Origin of the sequence: Prauserella muralis (genome assembly GCF_003202285.1) — a bacterium.
Taxonomy (GTDB): Bacteria; Actinomycetota; Actinomycetes; order Mycobacteriales; family Pseudonocardiaceae; genus Prauserella_B; species Prauserella_B muralis.
In genome coordinates this window covers 76,531-90,007 of the sequence record NZ_MASW01000014.1, presented here as the reverse complement: position 1 = coordinate 90,007, position 13,477 = coordinate 76,531, and the positions used below count along the sequence as shown (strand labels likewise).

Here is a 13,477-nt window from a genome sequence, read left to right as displayed (position 1 = left end):
GCGACATTTACCAGACGGTGCAGAGGAGTACCCGATGCCCAGCTACACTTTCGACCTGAACGGCAAGCCAGTCAGCGTTGACGCACCCGCAGATCATCCGCTGCTGTGGACGTTGCGGGATCAACTCGGCGTAACTGGCCCGAAAATGGGCTGCAACCTCGATGTGTGTAAGGCGTGCACATGCCTTATCGATGGTGAAGCCTACACCACGTGCGTCACACGAATCGCGGACGTCGCTGGCAGGGAGGTGACGACCATCGAGGGACTCGCCGATGGCGACAAACTGCACCCGGTCCAGGAAGCCTGGTTGGCACACGACGTCCCCCAGTGCGGTTTCTGTCAGCCCGGCCAGATCATGCGGACGGTTGCGCTGCTGAAGAAGACCACGAACCCCACCGATGCCGAGATCGACGAGATCGAGAACGTATGCCGGTGCGGCACCTATTTCCGCATCCGCGAGGCCATCAAGTCAGCCGCCGAGCACATGCCGAGCACGTAGGCACACAAGAAACACCGGACCACATCGCGGTGGGTGAGTCGGGTGAGATAGGGACATAGATCAATCTACCAGGCGATAGGTAGACTCTGGGTGGCGGTTGTCGGCACCGTCTCCAGAGGCTCTGTGGCCTTGCAGGGCGCTCAGCGGTAGGACGAGGAAGGCGCGCCGAGTGGGTGGTGAGGCCGTGTAGACGCACGCAAGGTTGGGAGAAGGGCATGACACGCACTGTTTCCTCGAGTGGTACACGTTCCAGCTGGCGTCCGTGGATCGAGGCAACGACATTGGGAGATTTGCTGGATCGGCAGGCGGCCGAGCGGCCTGGTCAGGAGGCGGTCGTTGTCGCGGACGAGCGCGTGACCTACCGCGATCTCGCGATTCGAGCCGAGTCTTTCGCGCGCGGGCTGGTCGGGCTCGGTGTGGATGCTGGAGACCACGTCGGGCTCTTGCTGCCTCCGAGCGTGTCCTATATCGCCGCTTTGCTGGGAGCAGCGAAGATCGGGGCTGTTCCGGTTCCGGTCAGCGACCGGTTCAAGGCGGTCGAGCTCCGGCAGGTGATCTCTCATTCGGACATGAAGGTGCTGTTCACGGCCTTGCCGGGGGACAGCCCGATCGACCTGTCGGCGTTGCTGGCCGAGACCTTCCCGGATTTGTCGTCCCAGCAGGCGTCGTCGCTGGAGCTGGCTGAGGCTCCGGAGTTGCACACCGTGGTACTCGTGGGCGAGGGGGAGCGGTCCGGGTTCCTCGGATACGAGGATTTCACTGCGGCGGCACAGCGCGTCAGCGGGGAGGAGGTGAGCCGCCGTCAGGAACGGGTTCGTGTGCGCGATACCGCGATTGTGCTGTACACGTCCGGCACGGAGGCCACCCCGAAGGGGGCACTGCTGAGCCACGAGGCGTTCGTGCGCACCGGCCACGCGATGGCGCAGACCCGTTTCCACCTTGTCCCGGAGGATCGAGTGTGGGCGGCGTTCCCGCTGTTCCATATTGGCGGGATCGCCCACGCCATCATGTGTCTGACCGCGGGTTGCACGTACTGTCATACTGGGTTTTTCCAGCCCGATCGGGCACTTGATGTGCTGGAGTCGGAGCGCTGCACGGTGGCTGTGCCTGCGTTCGAGACGATCTGGCTGCCGGTCCTCGACCACCCGCGGTTCACCGAAGCCGACCTGAGTGCGCTGCGTATCATCATGAACGTGGGTGTGGCCGAACGGCTGCGCGGAATGCAGGACCGTGTGCCGCACGCCGTGCAGATCTCCTCGTTCGGGGCCACGGAGTCGTGTTCACACCTCGCGTTGAACCATCTGGACGATCCACTGGAGAAGCGGGTGACCACGGGCGGGCATCCACTTCCCGGCATGGAATGCCGCGTGGTTGACCCGGTCACCGGCCTCGATGTTCCGCCGAACACCCCCGGCGAGCTGCTGTATCGCGGTCCCGATCGCTTTGACGGTTACTACAAGGACCCAGAGCTGAGCGCCCGGGTAATCGACAAGGACGGGTTCTTCCATTCCGGCGACGTGGCTACTTTGGACGAGGACGGGCGGGTGACCTTTGTCAGCCGGCTCAAGGACATGCTCAAAGTCGGCGGCGAGAACGTGGCCGCCGCGGAGGTCGAAAGTTACCTGCTGCGTCACCCGGCGATCAACATCGTGCAGGTCGTGGCCGCGCCGGATGCTCGCTATGTCGAGGTGCCCGCAGCGTTCGTCCAGCTCAAGGAAGGCGCGTCCGCGACAGAGGAGGAGGTCATCGAGTTCTGCCGAGGTAAGATCGCTACCTTCAAAGTCCCCCGCTACGTGCGGTTCCTCGACGAGTGGCCGATGTCCGGAACGAAGATCAAGAAGTACGTGCTTCGCGAGTGGATCCGCAGTGAGTTGGAGGAAAAGGGCATTACCGAGGCGCCGCGGATGTCGTCGCACTCGAGTGTGAGGCGATCATGACCGGCCGACCGGGGCTGACCCCGGCATGGCATGACGGCAGGGCCCTTCGGCGCTGTCGGACGCGACCGGGTGGCGTCTGGCTCGGCGCCTCACGGGTGTTGGTCGCGGCGGCTGGGACACCGGGAGGTTGTGATGCTGAACGAGGCGCACCATGTGCCTAGCGTGGGCTCCGACAAGGTCTGTTCGCTCGCCGAGGCGATTGGCCTCGTCCGGGATGGCGATATGGTGGCGCTCGCTGGCATGGCCACGCAGTCCGCCCCGATGGCGGTGGTGCGTGAGTTCATCCGCCAGGGGCGTCGCCAGCTAGGGCTGGTGTGCTTGGTCGGCGGGATCGGGGTGGACTGGCTGGCGGCTGCCGGGGTCATCGACCGAGTGGTCTGCTGTGCGGTCTCGATGGAGCAGTTCGGGACCTGTCGGCAGTTCGCCAGGGCGGCCGAGTCCGGCAGGGTCCGCGTGCAGGAACTGTCCGAGTGGGCGTTGCTCGCGCGATTAGCGGCCGCAGCGCAGGCGTTACCCTACTTGCCCATTCGCGGCCTGGTGGGGACCGACCTGATTGCGGCCGACTCGGACAATCTCCGGGTACTCGATGACCCATTTGGCGGTCCCCCAGTGGTTGCGTGCCGCCGCCTGATTCCGGATGTTGCGGTGCTTCACGCCCATCGCGCCGACCGGGCGGGCAACGTGCAGTGCGAGCCTGGGGCCCGGTGGGCGGATGCGTCGGTGATGCCCAAGGCGGCCCGGCGCGTGTTGGTCACGGTGGAGGAGATCGTCGACTCGGCGGTGCTCAGGCGCCACCCCGACCGTACCGTTCTACCCGGCTTCCTCGTCGACGCGGTGGTCGAGGTGCCGCATGGGGCGCACCCGACCTCGCTGCCGGACCGCTATGACTACGACACCCGCCTGCATCGTGAGTGGGTCGCCGCCGCGCGGCACAACACATCCTCCAGTGCCTTTCTCGACCGTTATCTGCACACGCCACCGGACGAGCAGTCGTACCTCGTCGCTGCCGGCCTGGGCACTCGGAATAAGGAACAGGCCGGGCAGGATGGGTGATCATCCGTGGCAGGACAACGCGCCGGCCGAGGACTACACGGTCGACGAGCTGATGGTGACGGTGCTGGCCAGCTGGTTCGACAACTCCGACGAGGTGGTCAATGGTATGGCCTCGGCTATGCCAGTGTGCGCCTTCGCGCTTGCCCGGCTCACGCACGCTCCCCAGTTGACCTGGGTAGCTGCCGGAATTGGCTTGGACCCACGCGAGTTTCATCTTCCGCGGTCCACATTGGAAGCGCCACTGTGGCAGGATGCGGTGGCCTACCTTGACCACTATCGCGATTTTTGGCACTTGGTTCAGGGCGAGCGGCACTTTCGCAAGTTCTGCGTCGGCGCCGCACAGGTGGATCGGTACGGCAACGCCAACAACTCGATACTGGGTGATGACGTCCACGCGCCCCGGCGGCGGCTGCCCGGCACCGCAGGGCTTGGCGACATGGGCTCGCTCGGCAAGCAGCTCTACTTTTGGCAACCCCGGCACAGCCCGCGCACCCTCGTGGAGCGCGTCGACTTCATCTCCTGCGCCGGTTACCTGCGTGGGGGTGACGAGCGAGAACGGCTGGGTCTCGCCGGCGGCCCACAATGCATGGTGACCAACCTTGCAGTGCTCGATTTCGAGCCCGTTACGCGGCGGATGCGACTGCTGTCGGTCCATCCCGGTGTCGGCGTCGAGCAGGTGCAGAACGCGACCGGCTTCGAGCTGGCGCTACCGGACAACGGCGTGACCCGAACGCCGGCCCCGACGAGGGAACAGGTGCGCCTGCTGCGGGACGTGATCGACCCCGAAGGCCTGCGACGCTACGGGTTCGACCATGCTTGACCCGACTACCTACCGGTCGTACGGTAGTCAGTCGAGTGGTGGTCAAGTGTCGTGACAAGGGAGGCGAGTGTGGACTTCAGCTACAGGCAGGAGGAGGAGGACTTCCGCCGGGTCGTGCGTGAATGGGTGGACCAGGAGGTACCGAAAAGTTGGGCTCGCGAGCTCGAGCGCAACGAGCACCACTATCCGTTCGACCTGTGGGACAAGTTCACCGAGGCAGGCTTTCACGGCATTGGGATCGACGAAGCCTACGGCGGCTCCGGCGGAGACGTCGTCGTTCAGATGATTGTGGCTAGGGAGCTGGCACGGTCCTTGGCGGGACTGACCTGGATCTGGGGTATCACCTCATTCGCGGGAGGGAAGTCGATCGGGCTGTATGGCTCGGAGGAGCAGAAGCGGCGGTTTCTGCCGGAGATTGTGGCGGGTAAGGCCCGATTCTCGATCGGTTTCACCGAACCCGGTGGAGGCACGGATCTCCTCGGCGCCATGCGCACGAGCGCACGCAAGGTAGATGGGGGCTGGGTCGTTAACGGTCACAAGACCTGGTGCTCGGCCTCGCACGTCGCCGACTACATCTTGCTGCTGGCTCGGACTGACTCCGCAGTAGAGAAGCGTCACCAGGGCCTGTCGCTGTTCGTGCTGCCGGCCAAGTCGCAGGGAGTAACCATTCGGGAGATTCCCAAGCTCGGGATGCGAGCCATGGGCTCGTGCGATGTCTTCCTGGATGACGCCTTCATCCCGGACGAGCTGCTGCTCGGTGAGCCCGGCGAGGCATGGTACATGCTACTACCCACGCTGAACAACGAGCGGATCATGCTGTCCTCGTTCTGTCTGGGCATTTTGGACGGAGTGCTGGAGGACGCCCTGGAGTACATGACTCATCGCGAGGCCTTCGGCCACACAATCGGCCAGTTCCAGGCACTGCAACACTACATCGCCAATATCGCGATGAGCCGCAAGCAAGCGGAGCTATGCGTCATGGAGGCCGCCACGTTGCAGGCCCACGGCAAACCGGCAGGAATCGAGGCCACCATGGCGAAGGTCATCGCCTCAGAGGCCGCCGTCAACGCCGCCGACCTTGGCATTCAGATCCTGGGCGGAATGGGCTATGCGGCGGAGACCGACATGCAGCGGTACTGGCGCGACGCCCGGCTGTTCCGCATCGGCCCAGTGACCAATGAGATGGCCCGCAACATCATCGCCGAAAACCTCGGACTACCCCGGTCGTTCTGATGAAGCTCAAACAGTTGCCCGAAACCGCGATCCCAGGCGGACACTACCGGATCGAACCCTACGAGAACTGGCTGCTGCACGACGCGGTGGGCGCCGAGCCGCACGACGAGCCACATCCCATCTACGGCTTCATCGTTGCGCAGAGCGGCCTCGGCATCAGCGTCGCCGAGCTCCTGGAGTTGTTCGGATCGCATGCCGAAGACGGACCGATGCTCGGTGAGTGCACGATCGACTACCACCGGCCGCTGGTCACCGGAGCGGAATACTCGGTTCGTGGAGCCGTGACCAGTGCTGAGCGGAAAACCGGGCGTACGCTGGGCACCTTCGACGTCGTCACCCTGCAGCAGCACGTCTCGTCGGACGCGGGGCAGCCCGTGGTGACCACGACCAGTACCTTCCTCCTGCCGCGAAAGGAGACCCGGTGAACGACCAACTGCTGCCCGGTTGGGAACTTCAGGGAGTGGACGAGCGACGAATGAAGATGCTCGCCCTGGTGCTGCGAGACCCCAACCCGATCCACTACGACGCCGAGGCGGTTCGTGCACTGGGCCTCGGTGAGCGGCCCGTCAATCAGGGCCCCGCGAACCTCGCCTACATCCTCACCATGCTGCGGCAGGCCTTCCCCGAGCACACCCTGGACCGAATCCACGCCCGATTCCTCGGCAGCGTCTACGCCGGCGACCACGTCATCGCGGGCGGCCGGGTGCGCACCACCTCTGGAACCGCGTCAGGTGAAACCGTGACCTGCGAGGTGTGGCTGGAACGGCGAGGACACGGCCGCGTTGTCCAGGGAACCGCTACCCTGCGCTGCCCGGTTCTCTGTGCACCTGACCTGAGGTGAAGTGACCATCGATCGTCGGGCAAGGTGGGCGTGGTCGGCGTTTTCTGCCCGTTCACCCAGGATGGTCAAGATACCGCGGATCGTCCACCAACAGCCGACCGGTGACCGCCGCACGCACCGCCGCCAGTCCTGCGTTGGGCGTGTCACGCGAGGTTTGTAAGCCACGGGTGGACCAAGATCGGTTCTCGTGATGTCCGACGACGATCACCGGCGTGTCGCCAACCTGACATGGCGAGGCCCTTGGTAGCAGAGCTTCGATCAAGATCGTTCCGCAGGACCAGGGGCTTTGCGTGCTGTTCTACCGTGCCGCGCTGCCGTTGTCACATCAGACCCGCACCTTCGTGTCCGGCCTGCCTCATTCGTACCCACCGCAAGCAGCCGGGTTCGGCATGGCGCAAGCTCAACCTAGGACAGCAGGCCCTGGCGGTGCTGGTGTACCTGCGCAAAGGCGAACCCTTCGCCGAGATCGGCGCCGGATTAGACATCTCCGCCACGAACTGCTGGCGCTACGTCAACGAGACCGCGGAACCCGGGTGCTAGTTCGGTGCGAGCTCAGGTGTTTAGCGCCGTGGCGATGCGGGGCTGACGCTGCCTAGCTGTGATGTCCAGGCAGGTTGTTCAGTCGGCCTCCGGTTGCGCTGTGGGCTCGGTGGTGATTGTAGAAGTGGAGCCAGCCGGGCAGGGCTTGGTACGTCCAACCGTCTTCGACGACAAGCCGGGCCAGACGCAGACGAGCGCGCGGGGTCAGCAGGGCATTAGCGTGGGACACGAAGGCCTCCGGTTCGTGAAGCGGTTCCTCGACAGCTCCACTTCACAACCAGAGGCCTTCACCTGTCTCAACGACAGGCCGACATCAACTCAACCCGGAACAACGTCCCTGGACATCACACCTAGCCGTCCAGCGTGACCAGCACCGCCCCGGCGGATACGGATTCTCCCGAGCTGACGAGCACCTGGCGCACCGTGCCAGGATGCGATGCGGTGATCTCGATTTCCATCTTCATCGCCTCGAGTACCACAAGGACATCTCGCGCGGCGACCTGGGCGCCTTCGGTGACCAGGACCTTGGCCACCGATGCGTCCATCGGCGCCCGGGACTCTCCAGTAGATTCCGCCGATTCCGTGTACGGCGTGCCACGGGGCCCGACTGGGCTGGGTGCGGGGGGTGTAACGGGGTCGTGGTCGCCGCATCCGTACACCAGCACGTGGACCGGGCCGTGGTCGGTGTGCAGGCTGACCTCCCGGGTCGAAACCGGGTCCGGCGCTCGCACCGGTTTCGTCCGGACATCCGTGGGCAGCGGTTGTGCTGCCGGGTCCGGCTGCCAGTCGCGTTCGACCGAACCGGTGTCGTGCCGTGCGGCGAGGAAGTCCGGCCGTTCTAGGATGGTGCGCAGGTAGTCGCCGGTGTGCGGGATGCCGGACACCCGGAGCTCGTCGAGCGCGGTGGCCAGCCGGCGTCGGGCGGTGTCGCGATTCGGCCCCCACGCGAGCAGCTTGCCGAACAGCGAGTCGTACTCGGCCGGCACCCGGTCGCCAGCGTCGATCCCGAAGTCCAGCCGCAGCCACGGTCCGGTCGGCAGGTGCAGGTCGTGCACGGTTCCCGGTGCCGGGCGGAAACCAGCGTAAGGATCTTCGGCGACGAGCCGGGCCTGAATTGCGTGTCCGCGGGGCCGGACCGCATCCTGGTCGACGTCGAGCGGCTCGCCGGAGGCGACCAGGATTTGTTCCTGCACCAGGTCAATTCCCGACGTCAACTCGGTGACGCCGTGTTCGACCTGTAGGCGGGTGTTCATCTCCAGAAAGTAGAACTCCGCCGTGGCCGGGTCGACGAGGAACTCGATCGTGCCCACTCCGACATAGCGCGTCTCGCGGGCCAGGCGCACTGCGGCCTGGGTGAGACGGGAACGCAGTTCCTCCGGCAAGCCGGGAGCGGGTGCTTCCTCGACGAGTTTCTGATGCCGACGCTGCACCGAGCAGTCTCGGTCGCCGAGGTGCACCACGGTTCCGTGCGCGTCCGCGAGCAGTTGCACCTCGACGTGTCGCGGTCTCGGAAGGTAGCGCTCCAGGAAGAGCTCGGCCCGGCCGAAGGCGGCCGCAGCTTCCTTGCCCGCGTCCCGCACGGCGTCGGCCAACTCGTTCGGCTGACGCACCACCCGCATACCTCGCCCGCCGCCCCCGAAGGACGACTTGACCAGGAGTGGGTACCCGATGTCCGCTCCGGCGTCGGTAGCCTGCTCCGCGTCGTGCAGCGCCTGAGTTCCCGGCAGCACGGGCACCTCCGCCCGCTCTGCCGCGGCCCTGGCGGCCACCTTGTCACCCATCTCGGCGATGGTCTCGGGTGCGGGGCCGATGAATGCCACACCGTGATCCACGACAGCCTGCGCGAACGCGGCGTTCTCGGCCAGCAGGCCATAGCCGGGATGCACAGCCTCCGCGTGGTGCTTCCTGGCCGCTGCCAGGATGGCCCGCGCGTTCAGATAGGACTCCCGTGCCGGCGCAGGGCCGATACACACAGCCTTGTCGGCCAGCCGAACGTGTAACCCGGCGGCGTCGGCGTCGGAATACACCGCGATGCCGCGGATACCCAACGCTCGGCAAGCCCGGAGGACACGCACCGCGATCTCTCCACGATTGGCGATGAGAACCGATTTGAACACATCAACTCCTGGTTCGCGGACACTGCTGGCGCGCAGCGACTCTCTGATCGAGGATAACGCTGAAACCACTGTCTACCATTCGTCCGGTAGGTACTATACCGCCTCCGACGCTCGCGGCGCCGGCGCGGCAAGTCGGAAACCGATCGACAGTGTTGACCAGCACCGCCACTCGGCGGTGTGTGCGTGTACGGGCGCCTAGTCTCCGGCAGCGGCGAGCTGGTCGAGAGTGGCGGCCACGATCATCGCCGTCGGCCGTCGGCCGGCGCCGTGCCGGCTGGCCGCGCGCCGGCAATCCACAACGCTGCTTGTGTGCGCGGGGGCCGTCGCTGACGGTGACCTTGGCTATATCGGGACCCTACCTACCAGGCGTATGGTAGTTTGACGTGTGATACCACTTTGCTGGCCGTAGGGGAGGATCCGTGGCAGAGCGCGTGACGTCGACGATGGGCGAGAAGGTGGAGCACCTGCGTACGCGCCGGGCCCAGTCGCTGGCGATGGGTGGCGATGAGGGGCTGCGCAAGCATCGCGAGTCGGGCCGGCTGCCGGTGCGGGAGCGCATCGATCTCCTGCTTGAGCCGGAGTCCTGGTTTGAGCTGGGGGCCTTGGCCCTGCCGGAACACCGGACGGACAGGGACATCCCGGGGGACGCGGTGGTGACCGGCTACGGCCTGCTGGACGGTCGGCGGATCGCGGTCATCGGCATCGACGCCAGCGTGGTCGCTGGCACCACGGCGCCGGTGAGCATGCGCAAGCAGGGACGGTTGATCGAGCAGGCGCAGCGGTTCGGGGTGCCGTTGGTGTTGCTGTGCGACGCGGACGGCGGGCGAATGCCCGATGTGTCCGGATGGCGGTTCTCCGGCTTGCCGCTGGATTTCACCCGCTTCCTCAAGTCTCCGCCGGGCCTTCCGCCGGTGCCGCGTGCCGCGGCGGTGCTGGGCCCGTCGTACGGCGACTCGGCGTTGCACGCTTCGACCGCGCATTTCGTGGTGATGGTGCGCACCGGCTCGGTCGCGCTGTCCGGACCCTCGGTCGTGGAGTCCGCAATCGGTGAGCGGCTCACCGACGCGGAGCTGGGTGGGCCCCAGCCTGCGGCGGAAACAGGCAATGTGCACATGGTCGTGGACACCGAGCGTGAGGCGTTGGACGCGGTCGCTGCCTTCCTGTCGTATCTGCCATCCAGCGCCGAGCGGCCCGCACCGGTCGGGCCGCCACGGGAACCGGGTCGCCCGCCGGAGCAGTTGGCTGAGCTGGTGCCGCTTGGGGCAAGGGCCGGGTACGACATGCGCCAGGTGCTCGATGCCATCGCCGACGACGCCAGCATCCTGCCGTGGGGGGATGGCTGGGGCCCGAGTCTGCTGACCGCGTTGGCGCGGATCCGGGGGCGCCCGGTCGGTCTGGTGGCGAACCAGCCGGTCGTGCGGGCCGGTGCGCTCGATCCGGCCGCGCTGGCGAAGGAGCGCGCGTTCGTCGACCTGTGCGACACGTTCGGCGTGCCGTTGGTTTTCCTGCACGACGTGCCCGGTCTGATGATCGGGACCCAGGCCGAGCGTGGCGGCATCCTGCGGTGTTACGAGCAGGTCGTCTCGCGGATCGCGGAAGCGAGAGTGCCCAAGGTGGGCGTGGTGTTGCGGAAGGCCTATGGCGGTGGGCATTTCGCTATGGGAGGCCGGCCGACCCGGCCGGACTTCCTCTACGCCTGGCCGTCCGCCGAACTCGGGTTCATGGCCCCGGACACCGGGGTGCGCACCGTGCACCGGCGCCTGCTGGAACGGGCGCTCGCCGAGCAGGGCAGCGGCGCGCGTGATCAGCTGGTCGAGGAGCTCACCCGCGAGTGGCGAAGCGAGGCGGAGCCGTGGGAAGCGGCCGCGCACCTCTCGCTCGACGACATCATCGAGCCGGCTGCCACGCGCGATGTGGTCGCAACCAGCATCGAGATCGCGTGGGGCGAGCGCCCGCGCAGCGGGAGGTGGGAGTAGTGAGTGATCCGGTGGTAGACGAGGCGCCCCATGCCGGTTTGCATGCGGTCGCGCGCGGCCAGCGACGGTGGTCCAACTTGAGCCTCGCGCACCGCGACGGCGGGGTGGGGATCGTGCGGATCGATGCTCCCGGCAAGCGCAACGCCATGGGGCGGCAGTTTTGGCCCGAGCTGCGCTCCGTGCTGGATGAGCTGGAGTCCGACGGGAAGACTCGGGTCGTGGTGGTAACGGGCGCCGGGGACGAGGCCTTCTCCGCGGGCGGTGACATCGCCAGCTTCGCCGAACTGACCGATCTCGCCGCGAAGCGCGCATTCCAGCGGGACTGCATGCGTACCTTCGCCGCGGTCGAAGAGTCGCCACTACCGATCCTGGCAGCGGTCAACGGCTGGGCACTTGGCGGTGGCTGCGAGCTAGCCATGGCGTGTGACGTCGTATTCGCCTCGGAGCGAGCAGTCTTCGGGATGCCCGAGGCGGCGGTGGGTCTCGTACCCGGCTTCGGCGTGCTACGCGGGCCCTCGGTCGTCGGGCGACAGTGGACCAAGTTGATGGTGTTCGCGGCCGAACGGGTAGACGCGCAAACGGCCCTGCGGATCGGCCTGGTGCAGAAGGTTGTGCCGCATGCGGACCTGTTGCCGGCGACGCTGAGGGTCGCCCAGCAGATAGCCGAGAACGCGCCGCTGGCGGTGGCAACCGGCAAGGAGCTGGTCAACCGCGGGGTGGACCGCGGCGAGTTCGACCACTCCACCGACGCGCTCACCGTGCTGCAGTCCACGCAGGATACGGCGGAGGGCATTCGCGCGTTCCTCGACAAACGGCCGCCGCGGTTTCAGGGACGGTGACTCGTGCAGCCATTTGTGTCGCTGATGCGACGCTACGTCGTGGACTACACCAACCGGCATGACACAACGGTGTGCCGAGAAATCATGGAACCGGACTACGTGCTGCACATGGGCCGGTTCGACCTCGCGGGCCGGGATGACGCGTACATACCGGCGGTGCGGAAGCAGTTCGAACAGTTCCCGGGGCTCACCCTGACCGTGCACCAACTGGTGGCCTCCGGTGATCGCCTCGCGATGCGGTTCTCCGAGCATGGCGCGTCCGTTCGCCATTCTGGACACCGGGCGGCATGGGCCGGCATCGCGCTGTACCGGTGGAACGGCAGCAAGCTGACCGAGAACTTCGTCGAGCAGGACTACTTCGCACGTCGGCGCCAGTTGGGCGACGGGGTGTGCGACCCGCTAGAGGCTCCGGCACCCGCCCCGTGGGACACCACCGCGGAACCCGCCAACCCCGCTGCGGAACGACTGGTGCGTGACTGGCTGACCGCCGAGTGGACCGACGGCGTGGACGCCAGAGGCGTCGCCTACGACGACGAGTGGACCGGGCGTGACCCGGCCCCATTGATCGCGGCCGACACCACGGACATACACGAGCTGTTCTCCGCCGCAAACACGGTGGCCTTCCGCGGCGTCCAGCACGGCACCTACCTCGGCGGGCTCGGAGCGGACGTGTCGAACCGGCTCGACTGCCCGGCGAACGTGCATCTTGCCGGCCTGCTCACGGTGACCGAGGGACACCGGTTGTCCGGTCGGATCGTCCGCGACCGGCTCGGCCTCTATCGCGCGCTCAGGCATGCCGCCACTGGCCGGGTGGAGCCCTCGACATGATCCGTATCGGCCGGTACGACCACCTGCACAGCCACGGGTGCTGTCTAGCCGGGGGACCGAGCCCCCACGAGCACACTCGACTGCATCGTCGAGGCAGAACGTGCTGGGCTGCAAGCGGTATGGCTGAGCGAGCACCGCGGCATCGCGGGCGGTCACCCGCCGGCCCCGCAGACCTTCGTCGCCACGATCGCCGCGCGCACCACGAGGGTGTGCATCGGTACGGCGGTGGTGCTGGCACCGCTGGAGCATCCGATGCTCCTCGCCAAGCACGCTGCGGTGCTCGACATTCTCAGCGAAGTCCGGCTGGAGCTCGGTCGCGGAGCGCGCTGGCCAGAGGCGAAGTACACCGCGCTGGCCCTCGCCCTCCGCGGCCACTGCCAGGCGCTGGAACGCGTCCTGCTGGCGCCCCCCGAGACCTATTCTCGGACACCGGGTGGGCCACCCCTGCTGCGAGGCAGCAACCGCCGCCGACCTGGGGCGGAGCGCGCCGGCCGCGCGGAGTTGGAATCGGCGGTCGCGCCGGGGCCAGCCTGCTCTGGATCGACCGCGCGCTGCTCGGGCCAAACCTCGACGCCCTGCGCGAGGGCCGGCACGAGCCCACGACCGTCCGGATGGGCGGCGTGGTCACCGTCGTCCTGACCCACGATCGGGACGCCGTGTCCGCTCGCATCCGCTTCGCAGCCGCGCGCCATCACCAGAAACGATCGCGGGGCCGAACCCGCAGGACAGCGGGGGTGCTGAAACATGGGGTGCCTAGCTCCCAGCGCGCCGTCATGTTTTGTTCCGGCGATCTT

11 protein-coding genes and 2 pseudogenes are annotated in these 13,477 nt (G+C 66.9%); 12 read left to right on the top strand and 1 reads right to left on the bottom strand.

Annotation, left to right across the window (positions count from 1 at the left end; translation table 11 throughout):
- Positions 1-34: 34 nt before the first annotated feature.
- From BAY60_RS35840 to BAY60_RS35805, 8 genes and pseudogenes are all read left to right on the top strand, one after another.
- A complete protein-coding gene (locus tag BAY60_RS35840; protein WP_112285719.1) occupies positions 35-499 on the top strand; it encodes a (2Fe-2S)-binding protein in 465 nt (154 codons plus the stop codon).
- A 215-nt stretch (positions 500-714) separates the two neighbouring features.
- Entirely contained in the window at positions 715-2,436 is a 1,722-nt protein-coding gene (locus BAY60_RS35835; protein WP_112285718.1) for an AMP-binding protein, read from the top strand.
- Positions 2,437-2,568: 132 nt separating this feature from the next.
- Positions 2,569-3,489, top strand: a complete 921-nt coding sequence (locus tag BAY60_RS35830) for a CoA transferase subunit A (RefSeq protein ID WP_170160666.1) — start codon at positions 2,569-2,571, stop codon at positions 3,487-3,489.
- Complete coding sequence (locus tag BAY60_RS35825) at positions 3,482-4,309, top strand: CoA-transferase subunit beta (RefSeq protein ID WP_170160665.1); 828 nt, start codon at positions 3,482-3,484, stop codon at positions 4,307-4,309. The genes BAY60_RS35830 and BAY60_RS35825 overlap by 8 nt, the downstream gene beginning before the upstream one ends.
- Before the next feature lie 69 nt (positions 4,310-4,378).
- Positions 4,379-5,542, top strand: a complete 1,164-nt coding sequence (locus BAY60_RS35820) for an acyl-CoA dehydrogenase family protein (protein WP_112285715.1) — start codon at positions 4,379-4,381, stop codon at positions 5,540-5,542.
- Positions 5,542-5,967 (top strand): hotdog fold domain-containing protein, encoded by a 426-nt coding sequence (locus BAY60_RS35815; protein ID WP_112285714.1) that lies wholly within the window; start codon positions 5,542-5,544, stop codon positions 5,965-5,967. The genes BAY60_RS35820 and BAY60_RS35815 overlap by 1 nt, the downstream gene beginning before the upstream one ends.
- Positions 5,964-6,383, top strand: a complete 420-nt coding sequence (locus BAY60_RS35810; protein WP_146771142.1) for a MaoC family dehydratase — start codon at positions 5,964-5,966, stop codon at positions 6,381-6,383. The genes BAY60_RS35815 and BAY60_RS35810 overlap by 4 nt, the downstream gene beginning before the upstream one ends.
- Before the next feature lie 290 nt (positions 6,384-6,673).
- A pseudogene (locus tag BAY60_RS35805) lies at positions 6,674-6,911 on the top strand (helix-turn-helix domain-containing protein); the annotation flags it as partial.
- A 362-nt stretch (positions 6,912-7,273) separates the two neighbouring features.
- On the opposite strand, the gene BAY60_RS35800 reads toward BAY60_RS35805, so the two are convergent.
- Positions 7,274-9,040, bottom strand: a complete 1,767-nt coding sequence (locus BAY60_RS35800; RefSeq protein WP_112285712.1) for an acetyl/propionyl/methylcrotonyl-CoA carboxylase subunit alpha — start codon at positions 9,038-9,040, stop codon at positions 7,274-7,276.
- Positions 9,041-9,459: 419 nt separating this feature from the next.
- Between BAY60_RS35800 and BAY60_RS35795 the strand changes: the two genes are divergently transcribed.
- From BAY60_RS35795 to BAY60_RS38700, 4 genes and pseudogenes are all read left to right on the top strand, one after another.
- The gene (locus BAY60_RS35795) at positions 9,460-11,016 is read left to right on the top strand and encodes an acyl-CoA carboxylase subunit beta (RefSeq protein ID WP_146771141.1); all 1,557 of its coding nucleotides are present in this window, start codon (positions 9,460-9,462) and stop codon (positions 11,014-11,016) included.
- Entirely contained in the window at positions 11,016-11,855 is an 840-nt protein-coding gene (locus tag BAY60_RS35790; protein ID WP_170160664.1) for an enoyl-CoA hydratase/isomerase family protein, read from the top strand. Before BAY60_RS35795 ends, BAY60_RS35790 begins: the two co-directional genes overlap by 1 nt.
- Positions 11,856-11,879: 24 nt before the next feature.
- The gene (locus BAY60_RS35785; protein WP_146771139.1) at positions 11,880-12,683 is read left to right on the top strand and encodes an ester cyclase; all 804 of its coding nucleotides are present in this window, start codon (positions 11,880-11,882) and stop codon (positions 12,681-12,683) included.
- A gap of 75 nt (positions 12,684-12,758) precedes the next feature.
- Positions 12,759-13,322, top strand: a pseudogene (locus tag BAY60_RS38700) (LLM class flavin-dependent oxidoreductase); the annotation flags it as partial.
- Positions 13,323-13,477: the final 155 nt, after the last annotated feature.

Excerpts from the sequence above, each read along its gene's own strand:
- BAY60_RS35785 (WP_146771139.1), top strand. The coding sequence starts at position 11,880 with ATGCGACGCTACGTCGTGGACTACACCAACCGGCATGACACAACGGTG.
- BAY60_RS35825 (WP_170160665.1), top strand. The coding sequence starts at position 3,482 with ATGGGTGATCATCCGTGGCAGGACAACGCGCCGGCCGAGGACTACACG.
- BAY60_RS35835 (WP_112285718.1), top strand. The coding sequence starts at position 715 with ATGACACGCACTGTTTCCTCGAGTGGTACACGTTCCAGCTGGCGTCCG.
- BAY60_RS35815 (WP_112285714.1), top strand. The coding sequence starts at position 5,542 with ATGAAGCTCAAACAGTTGCCCGAAACCGCGATCCCAGGCGGACACTAC.
- BAY60_RS35830 (WP_170160666.1), top strand. The coding sequence starts at position 2,569 with ATGCTGAACGAGGCGCACCATGTGCCTAGCGTGGGCTCCGACAAGGTC.
- BAY60_RS35840 (WP_112285719.1), top strand. The coding sequence starts at position 35 with ATGCCCAGCTACACTTTCGACCTGAACGGCAAGCCAGTCAGCGTTGAC.